This window comes from Streptomyces pimonensis, from assembly GCF_041380215.1.
GTDB classification, from domain to species: domain Bacteria; phylum Actinomycetota; class Actinomycetes; order Streptomycetales; family Streptomycetaceae; genus Streptomyces; species Streptomyces pimonensis.
Genome location: NZ_JAHWZY010000012.1, coordinates 25,555 through 39,687, shown reverse-complemented (window position 1 = coordinate 39,687; position 14,133 = coordinate 25,555). Strand labels below are relative to the sequence as shown.

The window sequence follows — 14,133 nt, the reverse complement described above, 5'->3', positions numbered from 1 at the left end:
TCGCCCGGTGATGCGCTCAGCAGCGCGCGAGGTGGTTCTGCAGGGCGGACTTCTCGGCGGAGTCGACCGACAGGCCGTAGTAGTACTTCACCTGGACCCAGGCGCGGACGTAGGTGCAGCGGTAGGCCGTGCGCGACGGCATCCAGGTGGCCGGGTCCTGGTCGCCCTTGGCCTGGTTGACGTTGTCCGTGACGGCGAGGAGCTGCGGGCGGGTCAGGTCGTTGGCGAAGGACTGGCGCCGCGAGGTGGTCCAGGAGCCGGCGCCGGAGTCCCAGGCCTCGGCGAGCGGGACGAGGTGGTCGATGTCGACGTCGGAGGCGGCGGACCAGGTGGCGCCGTCGTACGGGGAGTACCAGCTGCCGCTGGTGGCGGCGCAGGAGGAGTCGGTGACGACGCCCGAGCCGTCGCGCCTGAGGACGGTCTCGCGGGTGTTGCAGGAGCCGGACTGCGTGATCCAGTGCGGGAAGAGGTCGCGGTCGTAGCCGGTGCGGTTCTCGGTGGCGACCGTGAGGGCGGCGAGGTAGCCGCGGGCGGTGGCGGCGCTGACCGGGGTGGGCAGGGCGGCGGAGGCGGGCGGGCCGTTGAACAGGCCGACGGAGGCTATGAGTCCGGTGAACGCCGCGATCATGCTGAGCCGTTGACGCGCGTAGAACTTCGGCATGCGAACTCCCTTGTGGAATGGGGTCGTTGGCGTGCGGGCAGGGAAATGCTCGCCATGCCGCGTTGCCGGGAGGGGGGGATCCGGTGAGAAGTTAGTGTCGCGTTCATGACACATCTGTGGGCCGGGTGCGAGGTCCCCGCGTGCGACGGTCGGCGCGGGCCTCGCGTACCATGGGCGGCGCAGAAGGGGAGTAGCTCTTCGCCGGACCGTCGACATACTGCTCAGCACGCCTGAGCCGGCGCCCGGAGGCCGGCCTGAGGGCCGGTCGGCGAGACCTTCGGCAAGCAGTGCACGCCCGTGCCGTACGGCACGGGCGCCGCGTGTGCTGCCGTGCCGAGGTGTCCCGTGGGAAACGCGCAGCACTCTCGGTGGGGCAGCCCCGACCGATTGAGGAACCGTTGATCAGCCTGACCGTGACGGCCGTCGTCTTCGGCGTCGTCTTCCTCGCCGAACTGCCGGACAAGACCGCCCTCGCCGGCCTCGTCCTCGGCACCCGCTACCGCGCCTCCTACGTCTTCGCCGGTGTCGCCGCCGCCTTCGCGCTGCACGTCGCGCTCGCGGTGGCGGCCGGAAGCGTGCTCACGCTGCTGCCGCAGCAGATCGTGCACGCGATCACGGGCGTGCTCTTCCTGGGCGGCGCGGCGGTGCTGCTGATGAAGAAGGGCGAGGGCGAGGAGGAGGTCCGCAAGCCGGAGAACCAGTCCTTCTGGAAGGTCTCCGGGGCCGGGTTCATGCTGATCCTGATCGCCGAGTTCGGCGATCTGACGCAGATCATGACGGCCAACCTCGCCGCCCGCTACGACGACCCGCTCTCCGTCGGTCTGGGTGCGGTGCTCGCCCTGTGGTCGGTGGCCGGGCTCGGCATCGTCGGCGGGAAGGCGCTGATGAAGCGGGTCCCGCTCAAGCTGATCACGCAGATCGCGGCGCTGCTGATGCTCGGTCTGGGCGTGTGGAGCCTGTGGGAGGCGGTCGCCGGGTGACGCCCCGTGGTACGGGCCCTTCGCGGCGGCGGTGGCGGGGCGAAGCGTCGGTGAACGGTCGGCGAAGGAGGTGGCGGGATGCCGGGTTTGTTTTGTACCGTGGATGAACAAAGTGGCTCCCGTCCGTTTTCCCTGACCGGCGGACGGGGCCGCTCTGTCCCCGGGCACCACCCGAAGCCCTCACCTTTGCGCCTTGGAGCTGCCGATGACGGCCACCGCCGTGCTCACCGCCCGCGCCCTCCTGCTGGACATGGACGGCACCCTCGTCGACTCGAACGCCTCCGTCGAGCGCGTCTGGCGGCGCTGGGCCGACCGGAACGGGCTCGACGGCGACGAGGTCATGAAGGTCGTGCACGGGCGCCAGGGATACGCGTCGATGGCCCTGCTGCTGCCGGACCGCCCGATGGAGCAGAACCACGCCGACAACGCCCGCATGCTCGCCGAGGAGACCGCGGACACCGACGGCGTCGTCGAGATACCGGGCGCCCGCGCGTTCCTCGCCTCCCTGAAGGGACTGCCGCACGCGCTCGTGACCTCCGCCGACGTCGCCCTGTCGACGGCGCGGATGGCCGCCGCCGGGCTGGAGCAGCCCGACGTGCGGGTGACGGCGGAGTCCGTCGGCGCGAGCAAGCCCGACCCCGAGGGCTTCCTGAAGGGCGCGGCGGAACTGGGCGTCGACCCGGCCGACTGCGTGGTCTTCGAGGACTCCGGCGCGGGCGTCGCCGCGGGCCGGGCGGCCGGAATGCGGGTCGTGGGCGTCGGCCCCCGGGCGGGCTTCCACGACCCGGACGTGCTCGTACGGGACCTGACCCGGGTACGGGTGGAGGCCGCGGCCGACGGCGTGATCCGGCTGCACATCACGCAGTAGCCCGCGGGAGCCCTCGGTCCGCACGGCTTCCGGACGCCCGGCGCCGTGGCCGGTCCGCCCGGCTCGCCGTGGCCGCGGTGCGGCCCGGGGCGTGGCGCCCGGCCGGCCGCGGCCTGCTCGGCCGCCGGATCCGGGGACTTCGGGAAGCCCCCGAAGGGTCGGCCGGGCCGGGACGGAGCCCCGGCCCCCGGACCGGAGAGAGCCTCAAGGCTCCTGGGTCTCCGCCTCCAGGCGGGCCCGCGTCTTCGGGCCGTACACGCTCAGTTCGTCCTGGAGGCCCCGGGACCACTGGTAGTTGCGCAGGGCGTCCTCCACGCGGCGGTTGAACCGGCCGTTGACCTCGTCGTTGTAGAGGTACAGCTGGCGCAGGCGCTGCTGGAGTTCCTCCACCTCCGGGCCGTGGTCGCCGCGGCGCAGGACCGGGCCGCCGGTGCCCTCGCCGTCCGCCTCCTCCGCGTCCTCCGCGGAGTCGGACGGCGCCGTGGTCGTCGGGGCCGAGGACGGTTCGGCGGACTTCGAAGGGCTCGCCGAGGCGGTGGACGCCGACGGCGACGGCGAGGCCGACGTGCTCGCGCTCGCCGACGGGGACCCCGACGGGGAGGCGGACGACGTCGGCTCCGCGGAGGACGCGCCGGCCGTCGGCTCCGCGGAGGACGCGGCGGACGACGCGTCCGGGACGCTCGCCCTGATCTCCTCCGGCGCCGCGCCGTCCCGGGACGGCGTCTCGTAGGAGAACACCCCGCTCACCCAACCCGCCGCCCCCACCACGGCGACCACGGCCCCGGCGGCCGCGAACAGCGCCCCGCGCCGGCGTCGGCGCCGGCCCGGCGGGGCCCCGCCGGCACCGGGCGGGACGGCCGCGAGGGGCTGCGTGGCGTCGAACAGATGGAGATCGGTGGCGTTCGGTTGGGTCGTCCCGGGGGCCAGCGGCGTCGGGAGGACGGACGTCGCGTCCGTCGCGCCGGGCACCGCCTCCGGCGGGACGGCGCGCAGGGCCATGGTCTCCTCGGCCGCGCCCGGGGCGCCGGTCTCCTCCGGCGGGCCGGTCTCCTCCGCCGCCCCGTCCGGCGTACCCGGGCCGGTTCCGCCGTCCAGCTCGACGTACGGCCGTATGCGCAGCGGATCGAAGTCCTCCGCGGCGGCGGCCTCCGCCGTACGGGCGTCGCGGAGGGCGTCGGACGCACGCAGGGCGCAGGCGCACGACGGCGTGTTGTCGCTGTTCCTGGGCGCACCGCACTCCGGGCACGGGTGTCCGTTCGGCTGTTCCACGTGTTCGTCCCTCCCCTCGCGAACTCCAGAGATTATGCAGATCTTCTTCACGGCTCCGTTCGCGAGCCCCCGGAATCTGAAGTTCCGGAAGGACTCGGCAGGCCATAACGGGACACACCGATCACGATGGATGGTGGAACCAGGATTCTGTGGAGGTCTTCATGGCCGGGGACGCGCACCGTACGGCACCGCAGGCGAACAAGGCGGGGCCGGCACCCGGTGCCGGACCGACGGCCCGTGACGCCGACGGCCGGGAGCACGTGTCCGGGAACGTCCTGGTCTCGATCGGCGCCCTGCTGCTCGGTCTGCTGCTCGCCGCCCTCGACCAGACCATCGTCGCCACCGCGCTGCCCACCATCGTCAGTGAACTGGGCGGCCTGAAGCACCTGTCCTGGGTGGTCACCGCGTATCTGCTGGCCTCGACCGCCGCGACCCCGCTGTGGGGCAAGCTCGGCGACCAGTACGGGCGCAAGAAGCTCTTCCAGACCGCCATCGTGATCTTCCTGGTGGGCTCCGCGCTGTGCGGCGCAGCGCAGGACATGTCCCAGCTGATCGCGTTCCGTGCGCTCCAGGGCCTGGGCGGCGGCGGGCTGATCGTGCTGTCGATGGCGATCGTCGGCGACCTCGTGCCGCCCCGCGAACGCGGCCGCTACCAGGGTCTGTTCGGGGCGGTGTTCGGCACGACGAGCGTCCTCGGGCCGCTGCTCGGCGGACTGTTCACCGAGCACCTGAGCTGGCGCTGGGTGTTCTACGTCAACCTGCCCGTCGGGGTCGTCGCCCTCGCCGTGATCGCGACGGTGCTGCACATCCCGCGCCGGCGGACCAAGCACGTCATCGACTACCTCGGCACCTTCCTCATCGCCTCCGTCGCCACCTGCCTGGTGCTGGTCGCCTCTCTCGGCGGCATCACCTGGGCGTGGGCCTCGCCGCAGGTCGTCGGGCTCGCGGTGCTCGGCGCGCTCCTCGCGGTGGCCTTCGTGGCGGTGGAGCGGCGGGCCGCCGAACCGGTGCTGCCGCTGAAGCTGTTCCGGGTGCGCACCTTCGCGCTCTCCGCCGTGATCAGCTTCATCATCGGCTTCGCCATGTTCGGCGCGATGACCTATCTGCCGACCTTCCTCCAGGTGGTCCACGGCATCACCCCCACCATGTCCGGCGTGCACATGCTGCCGATGGTGGCCGGCATGCTGCTGTCCTCCACCGGCTCCGGGCAGATCGTCAGCCGCACCGGCCGCTGGAAGGTGTTCCCGATCACCGGCACCGCCGTCACCACCCTCGGACTGCTGCTGCTCCACCAGCTCGACGCGCACAGCTCCACCGCCCTGATGAGCCTGTTCTTCTTCGTCTTCGGCCTCGGACTCGGCCTGGTGATGCAGGTCCTGGTGCTGATCGTGCAGAACGCCGTCCCCTACGAGGACCTCGGCGTCGCCACCTCGGGCGCGACCTTCTTCCGTTCCATCGGCGCCTCGTTCGGCGTCGCCATCTTCGGCACGATCTTCGCGAGCCGTCTCGGCCACGAGCTCACCGACGCCTTCCGGGGGGAGCGGCTCCCGCCCGGCGTCTCCGCCGGCTCCCTGGAGGCCGACCCGCGCGGCATCGCCGGCCTGCCGCCGGCCCTGCGCCCGCCGGCGTTCGACGCGTACGCCACCGCCATCACCGACGTCTTCCTGTACGCCGCACCCGTCGCCCTCCTCGGTTTCGCGCTGGCCTGGTTCCTCAAGGAGGACCGGCTGCGCGCCTCGGTCACCGCGCCCGACGGCACCGAGACGCTCGCCAGCAACCCCGTGGAGCGCTCCTCGTACGACGAGGTGTGCCGCGCGCTGTCGGTGCTCGGCACCCGCGAGGGACGCCGAGAGATCTACCGGAAGATCACCGACCGCGCGGGCTACGACCTGCTGCCCGCGACGAGCTGGCTGCTGCTGCGCATCAGGAAACACGGCTCGGTGGAACCGGCCCGGCTCGCCGAACGCAGCCCGATCCCGCTGAACGTCGCCCTCGAGGCCGCCCGCCAGGCCGAGATCCGGCACCTCGCCGTGCGCCGGGGCCTCGACATGATGCTCACCGACGAGGGGCGCGAGGTGACGGAGCGGCTGGCGCGGGCCCGCGAGGAGTCGCTGGCCGAGCTGCTCGGCGACTGGTGGGGGCCGGACCGGCCGACCGACCTGGTGCGACTGGTGCACGAACTGAACGAGGAGCTGTGCGGCTCCCGGAGCGAACGTCCGCACGACGAGCGCTCCGTGGAGCGGGCCGGCTGACGCGTCCCTCAGCCCAGCTCCTTGGCGAACCAGTGCTCGGCGTACGGGCCGGCGTTGTGCGGTCGGGTCTCCGCGTAGCCGAGCCGGGCGTACAGCGCCCGGGCCTCGACGAGGTCCCCGCGCGTGTCCAGGACCATCCGGGTGGCGCCCGAGGCGCGGGCCGCGTCCTCGGCGGTCCGTACCGGCAGCGCCGCACCGCCCCTGCCGCGCACACCCTCGTACAGGAACACCCGGGTCAGTTCGGCGGGCGCGCCGGCCGGCAGCCGGACGCCCGCGCTGCCGGCCGGCTCACCCGCGTACCGCGCGACCGGCAGCAGGCCCTCCGGCGGCGCGAGATCGGCCCCCGACACGGCGGCGATCTCCCGCTCCAGCTCCTCGGGATCGGTCCGCCGCCCCTCGTGCCGCAGGTACCAGCGGTCGCTGACCTCCGTGTAGTACGCCCGCCACAGCGCGGCGGCGACGGGGGAGTCGTACGGTTCCGGGGCTACGGTCCAGACCATGCCCGCCGTTCTCGGTGGGCCTCCCGGTGGGCGCGCAAGCGGCCGGGCGGTGGCGGACCGTGACGGTCCCGAACCGTTTGTGCGCGGGCCTTCGGGCAACCCGGAGGACGAACCGGCTCGCGAGGAGTGCCGGTTGGGCCGAGAACCCGGAAGGCATTCATGTCCACTGGCCTGATCATTGCGTTGATCGTGATTGTCGCGGTCGCCGTCGTCGCGGCCGTACTGATGTCGCGCGCCCGCGGTCCGCGGAACGGCACCGGTCTGAAGCGGCGCTTCGGACCCGAGTACGACCGTGCCGTCGCCCGGCACGACGGGGACACCAAGGCGGCCGAGCGGGAGCTCGCCGAGCGCGTACAGCGCCACGGCGACCTGCGCGTACGGTCGTTGGAGCCCGTCGAGCGGGAGAGGTACGAGGCGCGCTGGACGGCGGTCCAGGAGCGGTTCGTGGACGCGCCGCGGGACGCGATCGCCGAGGCGGACCGGCTGATCGCCGAGCTCGCCGCCGCGCGGGGCTTCCCCGCCGACGGGCGCTACGAGGACCAGCTCGCCGCGCTGTCCGTGCACCACGCCCACCACGTCGAGGGCTACCGGCGCGTGCACCGGGTGGCGCAGGCCGACGCGCACGACGGTGGCGCGGGCACCGAGGAGATGCGCGAGGCCCTGGTCGAGGCCCGCGCGTTGTTCGAGGAACTGGTGCGGCCGTCCCGGCACGAGGCCGGACACCACCGCACCGGCGCGGAAGCCGGCGGTACGTCCCCGGCCGCCGACCGCGGCCGGCACACGCCGTCGCTGTTCCACCGGCACCAGGCGAAGGAGAGCTGAGCGATGACCGACGCGACCCGACGCCCCGGCGACGTTCCGCCCGTCGAGGGGCACCGCACCACCTCCGGCGTCCGGAGCGACGCCACGGACCCCGGCGTCCGGAGCGACGCCACAGACCCGGACACCCGGGTCTTCGGCACCCGTGAGGAAGCCGGCCGCACCGCCCCGGCCGCCGACGGCAAGAGTCCGCTGGGCGTCGCGCACCCGCAGCCCGGCGACACCGCCCCCGTGGGTACCGGTGCGCACCACGACGGTGAACGGACGTCCGTGGGTACCGGTGAACACCGTGACGGCGGCCGGACGTCCGTGGGTACCGGTGCGCACCACGACGGTGAGCGGATGTCCGTGGGTACCGGCACCCACCACGACGGTGAGCGGTCCTCCGGCGCCCGCCTCCTCCGGCTCGACGACACCGACAAGTTCACGGCGCAGTTGCAGCACGCCGTGGCCGGGTTCGTCGACACCCCGCGGGACGCCGTGCAGGAGGCCGACCGCGCACTGCAGGAGCTCACCGAGCGCTTCACGGAGGCGGTGACCGAGCGGTGCCGCACCCTGCGGCGGTCCTGGCAGGCCGGCGGAGCCGACGAGGGCAGGACCGCGGCGGCGACCGACACCGAACAACTGCGGCTCGCCCTGCGGGACTACCGCGAACTGGCGGAACGGCTGCTACACGTCTGAGCCGTCCGGCCCGTCGGCCGCCGCCCGGCGCTCCCGCCACTGCCGTACGACGTCCTCGACGTCGTACGGCTTCTTGCCCAGCGGGGGGCCGGGCGGCGGCTTGAACATCATGTCGCTGATCCTCGCGTTGATCTCCGTGATGATCTTCCGCACGATCCGCTCCGAGGGCGCCGTGAGGGCCGCCTCCAGCGCGTCCTCGGCCTCCTTGCGCAGGGCTAGCGTCGGCGGCAGCACCGAGAAGCCCTCGCGGGCCATCTTCCGCTTGACCCACCACAGTTCGTCGTAGGTGGTCTCGACCTCGTGGGGGAGCGGTTTGCCCACCCCCGCCAACTGCTCGAACTCGCCGCGCGCCTCAGCGTCTCTGATCTGCTTGTCGACCCAGGACTCGAAGTCGACGCCAGGTGGCTTTCGCTCGGTCATGAGGCCATTGTGCCGGACACCGTGCAGCCGGGCGTTTTATCATTCGGCGGCAACGGGGCCGGGCCTCTCCGGTCCGCAGGGACGTCTCGGGGGGAGCCCACGTGCTCGAACTCACCATGGCCGCGGTGTCCGCGGCGGAAGCGGGCGCCACGGTCGGCATGCTCATGGCCGACGCGCCCAGCGAGCCGGGTACCGTGCTGCGGGTGGGCCGGGACAAGTCCCTGTGCCGGCTCTCGACGCCGGCCGACTGGCTGTTCGTCTCGCGTGTCCACCTGGAGTTCCGGTGCGCGCCGGACGGGACCTGGCAGCTGACCTGGCTGCGCGGCTCCCTGCCCGATCCGTCCTCCGAGGTCCGGCTCACCGTCGGCGAGCACGCCCGCCCGGTCACCTACGGCGGCACCGCGGCGCTGCCCCGGGGCGGCAGCGGCGAGGTCGTCGTCCAGGACCGCACCACCCCGCGCAGCGTCAACGTGGGCTTCTACCACGAGGTGTGAGACGCGCGGCCCGCGTCACGCGAGCACCCGGGCCAGCGCGAAGCCGTCGTAGTCCTTGGCGCCGACCGTCTGGAGCGCCGTACTGCTCAGCCGGGGATGGCCGCCGATCAGGTCGAGGGCGGCGCGGGTGCCCAGCACGTCCGGGTCGGTGTTGTCCGGGTCGGCCACCCGGCCGCCGCGCACCACGTTGTCGAGGATGATCAGGCTGCCCGTGCTGGTCAGCCTGAGCGCCCACTCCAGGTAGTGCGGGTTGTTCACCTTGTCGGCGTCGATGAAGACCACGTCGAACGGCGGCGGGTCCTCGTCGGCCAGCCGGGGCAGCGACTCCAGGGCCGCGCCCACGCGCACCTCGACCTGCTTGTCGAGTCCCGCGCGGGCGATGTTGCGGACGGCGACCTCGGCGTGCCAGGGGTCGTGCTCCAGGGAGACCAGCCGTCCGTCGGCGGGGAGGGCGCGGCCCAGCCAGATGGTGCTGTAACCGCCGAGCGTGCCGATCTCCAGGATGTGCCGGGCCCCCTGCATCTGGGCGAGGAGCTGGAGCAGCTTGCCCTGCAGGGGCGAGACGGCGATCGGCGGGAGGCCGGCGGCGTCGCTGTCGCGCAGGGCGGCCGCCAGGGCGTCGTCGGGGGCGTCGGGCAGGAGGCGGCCGGTGAAGTAGTCGTCCACCTCGTGCCAGAGCTGCGACTCGCTCATGCACCTGTACCTTCCGTACGATCGGTCAGTCCGTCCGACCAGTGCCGCTGACGAAGATACGCCGCGCCCCTCTCCCCGTCAGGCGTTCTCCCGGTGTGTTCCGTCCCGGCCTCCGGTGACGGCGCCGAACCCGGCAGCGGGCGGCCCGCCGACTCGGCCATGTGCCACACCGCGAAACCGCCGGTCACGGCCGCCGCCCTCATGCAGTAGGCAGGCATCGTCATGTCGCCGCGCAGCACCCTCTGGCTCGGCCAGACCAGCATCATCCCGGTCCTGCTCGTCCTGCCGGGCTGCTTCGCCGCCCGCGGCCGGCGCGTCGGCGGCGTACTGATCGGCGTCGCCGCCGCCCTCCAGCCCGCCCTCCTCCTCTTCGCGCCGCTGCTGTGGTTCGCCGGCCGCCGCCGGACCGCCGCCGCCACGGGCGCCACCTTCGCCGCGGCCACCGTGCTCGCCCGGGTCGCGATGCCGCACGACTCCCACGCCTGCGTACGGCCGTGGCTGCCGCCGGGCCCGGCGGCGAGCCGTCGGCGCCGGTGGCGGACCGTACTCCGGCCTGACGGGACGAGACCGGGAGCGGGGACGGGCGGGGGCTCTCGTGCTCCTCGGCCCCGGAGGGGCGGGGGCCGTACCTCACGCGGTCACGGCTGCGGTGTCGGTCCGCTGACGTATCGTTCCCGCCACCACGCACCGACTGTGAGGACCAGGAGAATTGACCGGCTCGCCCGCTTTCCCGCTGCCCTTCCACACGTTCCGTTCCACTTCTTCCTGGTCGACCCGTCGGAAAGGATCGCCTCGACATCCGATGTGCCACCGCAGCGACCGTGGTCGGACACCACGACCATGACGCTCGAACAGGCCAAGGACTACCGCGAACAACTCATGCGGGAACGCAAGTTCTTCGTCGACGAACACAACGAGCAGCTCTATGAACGGGAGTTCTCCCTCTGCGAGCACTGAGGACGGAGGGCGAAGGCGGCGGCCCCGGGGATCGTGGGGCCGCCGCCTTCGGTATGGGGGTGGGGCCGTCAGTACCAGTGGTGGGTCTGCCAGAAGGACCAGGCGTCGCAGGCGCTGCCGTAGCGGTCCTTCATGTAGTCCAGTCCCCACTCGATCTGGGTGGCGGGGTTGGTCCTCCAGTCGGCGCCGGCCGAGGCCATCTTGGAGGCGGGCAGGGCCTGCACCAGGCCGTAGGCGCCGCTGGAGGCGTTGGTGGCGGTGTGGTTCCAGCTGCTCTCGTGCTGGACGATGTTCGAGAAGCACTGGAACTCGGCCGGGTCGCCGATCATCTTCTTCGCGGTCACCTGGGCGGAGGAGGCGCTCGCCGTGGTCGCGGCCTGGGCGGGCGCGGCGGCGATCAGGGTGCCGCAGGTGGCGACGGCCAGGGCGGTGCCGGCGAAGGCCTTCTTCGGGGTGGCGACGGTGCGCAGGAGGGAAGCGGCGGACACGGGCGGCCTTTCGGTCGGAAGCAGGGAGGTCGCGTCACGCGGTGCCGGACGCCGTGGGCGGCGGGGCACGCGTCGGCGCCGTGACCCGTGGGGCACGTCGGCGCCTGGCGACCGCTCCACAGAAACAAATTCCGGAATTGTCCGCAAAGGTCCTTATTACTACCGGAGGTCGGAGGGAGTGGTCCGAGGAGAGGGCGGTGCCCTGTGTGCCCCCGGCGCACCGCTACGGCGCCGGTTCGTATGTGAGGCGGGTCATGTGGGGTGGTTCACCGTCCCGGTCGCGGGGTGTGAGCGGGGGGTCGCCCAGGGGCGTCCTCGAACGTGACCGGGGTCTCGAAAGCCGCCCTGCGGGTGGCTCGGCGGAGGGCCTTGAGGAGGGAGGGCCCGCGGTGAGGGTCAGGCGACCTTGATCAGGGCGCGGCCCGGGGCCCGGCCGGGGGGCGCCGCCGGGCGGGAGGCCGCGAAGCGGCCCAGGCCGGCGGGGAGCGGGCCGGTCAGGACGGCCGCCGCCGACGGAAGGGGACGGGGCGGCTGCGGTGAGTGAGGTCGCGCGGAACGCGCACCGCACCACCGCACCCCGGTGCGGGGTGCGGTGGTGCGGGCGGGGCGGGTCAGGACGCCGTGCAGGCGCCGACCTGCGGCGGGGGTGCGGTGCCGCCGTTCACGGTGAAGCCGAAGCTGGTCGAGGCCCCGGCCGCGAGGGAGCCGTTCCAGCTGGACCGTACCGTCATGACGGTGCCGCTGCCGTCCCAGGTGGGTGAGCCGTTCCAGACGGAGACGACCTTCTGCGGGGCGGCCGGGGTGACGTTCACGCTCCAGGCGGTGATCGGCGACCTGCCCGCGGTGATCGTCACCTTGCCGTTGTAGCCGCCGCTCCACCGCTCCGCCGTGGTGTAGGTGGCGGTGCAGGCCGCGTCCGGGTCGCCGGGGCCGCCCGGGCCGCCGCCGGGGGTGCCGCCGAGAGCGCTCAGTACGGCGTCGTACGCGGGCTTCCTGTTGTAGTCGTCGTCGAACAGCAGCGGCGTGCCGCTCGACCGCCACGAGTACTTGTCCGGGATGCCCCACACCGTGATGCCGGTGCAGCGCGTCACCGCGAGGCAGGCCCGTACGACGTTGCCGTAGTCGGTGGCCTGGGCCTGGCCGGAGCCCTCGATGTCCAGCTCGGTGATCTGCACGTCGACCCCGAGGTCGGCGAAGCGCTGGAGGTTGGCCCGGTAGTCGGAGGGGACGGGGGAGTTGGGGTTGAAGTGGGACTGGAAGCCGACGCAGTCGATCGGCACGCCGCGGGACTTGAAGTCCCTGACCATGCTGTAGACGGCGTTGCTCTTCGCGTTGACGCCGTCGGTGTTGTAGTCGTTGTAGCAGAGCCTGGCGGCCGGGTCGGCCGCGCGGGCGGTGCGGAAGGCCTCCTCGATGAAGCCGTCGCCGAGCTTGTCCTGGAAGGGCGAGCTGCGCCGGGCGCCGCTGTTCCCGTCCTGGAACGCCTCGTTGACCACGTCCCAGGAGTGGATCTCGCCCTTGTAGTGGGTCATGACCTGGGTGATGTGGTTGTTCATCGCCGACCGGAGGTCGCTCGCGCCGAGTCCGGAGACCCAGCCCGGAAGCTGGGAGTGCCAGACCAGGGTGTGGCCGCGGACGTCCATGCCCTTGCTCCGGGCGTGGTCCACGATCCGGTCGGCGCGGTCGAAGCCGAAGGAGCCGCGGCTCGGCTCGACGGCGTCCCACTTCATCTCGTTCTCGGGCGTCACCGAGTTGAACTCGCGGTCGAGCGTGGCCGCGTACTGCGCCTCGCCGAGGTGGTTCGCGGCGACGGCGGCACCGAAGTAGCGGCCCTTCTCCGCCGCCGCCGCGCCCAGGGTGTCGGCGGCGTGGGCGGGGGGCTGGGGGAGTGCGGCGAGCGCGGTGACGGTGAGCAGGGCGGTGGTGGTGGCGCCGAGGACGGCGCGCAGCCGGCCGCGTGCGGGGCCGACGCCTCCGGCTCTCGCCTCCGTTCGCTTTATAATCATGCGCATGTCATCCCTTCTCCGGTGGGGTCGCGTGCCGCGGATGGGTGGGATTGCTGCCGTACGGTCGGGCGAAAGTTTCGGACTCGGCTCCGAATTTCTGCGGTGACGATACGGGTCCACGCTGGGGCGGTCAATCATTCGCGCACGAGAGGAGTCGTCGGTGCGGAAAGGGCTGTCGAGGGAAGATCGCCACCGGTGTTCCCGGAAGGGATCCGAAAGTTTCGGCGGTGGTTGTCGGTGACCGTGCAAGGGTGGTCAGGCGTCGTCGGCGCTCCTCGGGGCCGTCAGGTCCATCAGGCGGCACACCGTCTCCATGTCGATCCTGACCTGGGAGATGGAGGCGCGGCCCGAGAGCCAGGCGATCAGGGCCGAGTGCCAGGTGTGCTCGATGACCCGGACGGCCGAGAGCTGTCCGGGCGTGGGGTCGGCGAGCTCCATGGCGTCCAGGATGATCGCCGTGGTCTGCCGGGAGACCTGGTCGACCTCGGGGCTCACGCTGCGGTCCGCGAAGGTCAGGGCGCGCACCATCGCGTCGGCCAGGTGCGGCTCCCGCTGGAGCGCGCGGAAGGCCCGCATCAGGGTCTCCGCGACCCGCTCGGCCGGACTCTCGCCGGCCGGCGGCTCCTTCCGCAGCGTGCCGTGCAGGGTCTCCAGTTGGTCCTGCATGGTGGCGACCAGGAGATGGATCTTGGACGGGAAGTAGCGGTACAGCGTGCCGAGCGCCACCTGCGAGGACTCCGCGACCTCACGCATCTGCACCGCGTCGAAGCCGCCCCGGCCGGCCAGTCGCGCGCACGCCCGCAGGATGCGGCGCCGGCGTGCCTCCTGGCGCTCGGTGAGCGGTGAGGCCGGGGCGGGCGGAGCGGTGCCGGCTCCCGTCGTCGCCGCCCCGCCCGCCCTGTCCGGCGTGGCTGCCCTGGCCTCCTCGTCCCTGTTGGCTTCCGTAGGCATGGGTCCCGTCCGTGACAGTCGGTGAGGGTGGATGATCAGACAGCATGGCATGCCGTCCGCCGTGGCGTGAATCACCTGATCCACTGCTGCCGGT

Annotated in this window: 14 protein-coding genes and 3 pseudogenes; 8 read left to right on the top strand and 9 right to left on the bottom strand. The window is 72.8% G+C overall.

Annotated elements, in window-relative coordinates; translation table 11 throughout:
* Nucleotides 1–16: 16 nt before the first annotated feature.
* Nucleotides 17–661, bottom strand: coding sequence for an HNH endonuclease family protein (locus tag KYY02_RS14210; RefSeq protein ID WP_371238291.1), 645 nt, complete (start codon nucleotides 659–661; stop codon nucleotides 17–19).
* Between the two features lie 398 nt (nucleotides 662–1,059).
* Here KYY02_RS14210 and KYY02_RS14205 point away from each other — a divergent pair, with 398 nt between their 5' ends.
* Complete coding sequence (locus KYY02_RS14205; protein ID WP_371238290.1) at nucleotides 1,060–1,641, top strand: TMEM165/GDT1 family protein; 582 nt, start codon at nucleotides 1,060–1,062, stop codon at nucleotides 1,639–1,641.
* Between the two features lie 205 nt (nucleotides 1,642–1,846).
* Complete coding sequence (locus KYY02_RS14200; RefSeq protein ID WP_371238289.1) at nucleotides 1,847–2,509, top strand: HAD-IA family hydrolase; 663 nt, start codon at nucleotides 1,847–1,849, stop codon at nucleotides 2,507–2,509.
* Between the two features lie 204 nt (nucleotides 2,510–2,713).
* Here the strand turns inward: KYY02_RS14200 and KYY02_RS14195 are convergent, their stop codons facing one another.
* Nucleotides 2,714–3,778 carry a peptidoglycan-binding domain-containing protein gene (locus KYY02_RS14195; protein ID WP_371238288.1) on the bottom strand — a complete coding sequence of 355 codons (1,065 nt, stop codon included), beginning with the start codon at nucleotides 3,776–3,778 and terminating at the stop codon, nucleotides 2,714–2,716.
* Between the two features lie 161 nt (nucleotides 3,779–3,939).
* Between KYY02_RS14195 and KYY02_RS14190 the strand changes: the two genes are divergently transcribed.
* Complete coding sequence (locus KYY02_RS14190; RefSeq protein WP_371238287.1) at nucleotides 3,940–6,030, top strand: MDR family MFS transporter; 2,091 nt, start codon at nucleotides 3,940–3,942, stop codon at nucleotides 6,028–6,030.
* 8 nt (nucleotides 6,031–6,038) lie between these two features.
* On the opposite strand, the gene KYY02_RS14185 is transcribed toward KYY02_RS14190, so the two are convergent.
* Complete coding sequence (locus KYY02_RS14185) at nucleotides 6,039–6,530, bottom strand: GNAT family N-acetyltransferase (RefSeq protein WP_371238286.1); 492 nt, start codon at nucleotides 6,528–6,530, stop codon at nucleotides 6,039–6,041.
* Nucleotides 6,531–6,689: 159 nt separating this feature from the next.
* On the opposite strand from KYY02_RS14185, the gene KYY02_RS14180 reads away from it, so the two are divergent.
* Both KYY02_RS14180 and KYY02_RS14175 read left to right on the top strand, forming a co-directional pair.
* Nucleotides 6,690–7,352, top strand: coding sequence for a hypothetical protein (locus KYY02_RS14180; protein WP_371238285.1), 663 nt, complete (start codon nucleotides 6,690–6,692; stop codon nucleotides 7,350–7,352).
* 3 nt (nucleotides 7,353–7,355) lie between these two features.
* Nucleotides 7,356–8,030, top strand: a complete 675-nt coding sequence (locus KYY02_RS14175; protein WP_371238284.1) for a hypothetical protein — start codon at nucleotides 7,356–7,358, stop codon at nucleotides 8,028–8,030.
* Here KYY02_RS14175 and KYY02_RS14170 read toward each other — a convergent pair.
* On the bottom strand, nucleotides 8,019–8,450 hold the full coding sequence (locus KYY02_RS14170; RefSeq protein WP_371238283.1) for a DnaJ family domain-containing protein: 432 nt from the start codon (nucleotides 8,448–8,450) through the stop codon (nucleotides 8,019–8,021). The genes KYY02_RS14175 and KYY02_RS14170 overlap by 12 nt on opposite strands.
* 101 nt (nucleotides 8,451–8,551) lie before the next feature.
* Between KYY02_RS14170 and KYY02_RS14165 the strand changes: the two genes are divergently transcribed.
* Nucleotides 8,552–8,944: a hypothetical protein gene (locus KYY02_RS14165; RefSeq protein WP_371238282.1), complete on the top strand. Its 393-nt coding sequence runs from the start codon at nucleotides 8,552–8,554 to the stop codon at nucleotides 8,942–8,944.
* 15 nt (nucleotides 8,945–8,959) lie between these two features.
* Here the strand turns inward: KYY02_RS14165 and KYY02_RS14160 are convergent, their stop codons facing one another.
* A complete protein-coding gene (locus KYY02_RS14160; RefSeq protein ID WP_371238281.1) occupies nucleotides 8,960–9,637 on the bottom strand; it encodes an O-methyltransferase in 678 nt (225 codons plus the stop codon).
* A pseudogene (locus KYY02_RS14155) lies at nucleotides 9,634–9,867 on the bottom strand (hypothetical protein); the annotation flags it as partial. The gene KYY02_RS14160 and the pseudogene KYY02_RS14155, both read right to left, overlap by 4 nt.
* Nucleotide 9,868: 1 nt before the next feature.
* On the opposite strand from KYY02_RS14155, the pseudogene KYY02_RS14150 reads away from it, so the two are divergent.
* Together KYY02_RS14150 and KYY02_RS14145 are read left to right on the top strand one after the other, a co-directional pair.
* A pseudogene (locus KYY02_RS14150) lies at nucleotides 9,869–10,117 on the top strand (glycosyltransferase 87 family protein); the annotation flags it as partial.
* 279 nt (nucleotides 10,118–10,396) lie between these two features.
* Nucleotides 10,397–10,594 (top strand): annotated as a pseudogene (locus tag KYY02_RS14145) (DUF4246 domain-containing protein); the annotation flags it as partial.
* 68 nt (nucleotides 10,595–10,662) lie between these two features.
* On the opposite strand, the gene KYY02_RS14140 reads toward KYY02_RS14145, so the two are convergent.
* From KYY02_RS14140 to KYY02_RS14130, 3 genes are all read right to left on the bottom strand, one after another.
* Nucleotides 10,663–11,082, bottom strand: coding sequence for an aggregation-promoting factor C-terminal-like domain-containing protein (locus KYY02_RS14140; protein WP_371238280.1), 420 nt, complete (start codon nucleotides 11,080–11,082; stop codon nucleotides 10,663–10,665).
* Nucleotides 11,083–11,693: 611 nt separating this feature from the next.
* The gene (locus KYY02_RS14135; RefSeq protein ID WP_371238279.1) at nucleotides 11,694–13,088 is read right to left on the bottom strand and encodes a glycoside hydrolase family 10 protein; all 1,395 of its coding nucleotides are present in this window, start codon (nucleotides 13,086–13,088) and stop codon (nucleotides 11,694–11,696) included.
* Between the two features lie 255 nt (nucleotides 13,089–13,343).
* On the bottom strand, nucleotides 13,344–14,039 hold the full coding sequence (locus tag KYY02_RS14130; RefSeq protein WP_371238278.1) for a TetR family transcriptional regulator: 696 nt from the start codon (nucleotides 14,037–14,039) through the stop codon (nucleotides 13,344–13,346).
* Nucleotides 14,040–14,133: the final 94 nt, after the last annotated feature.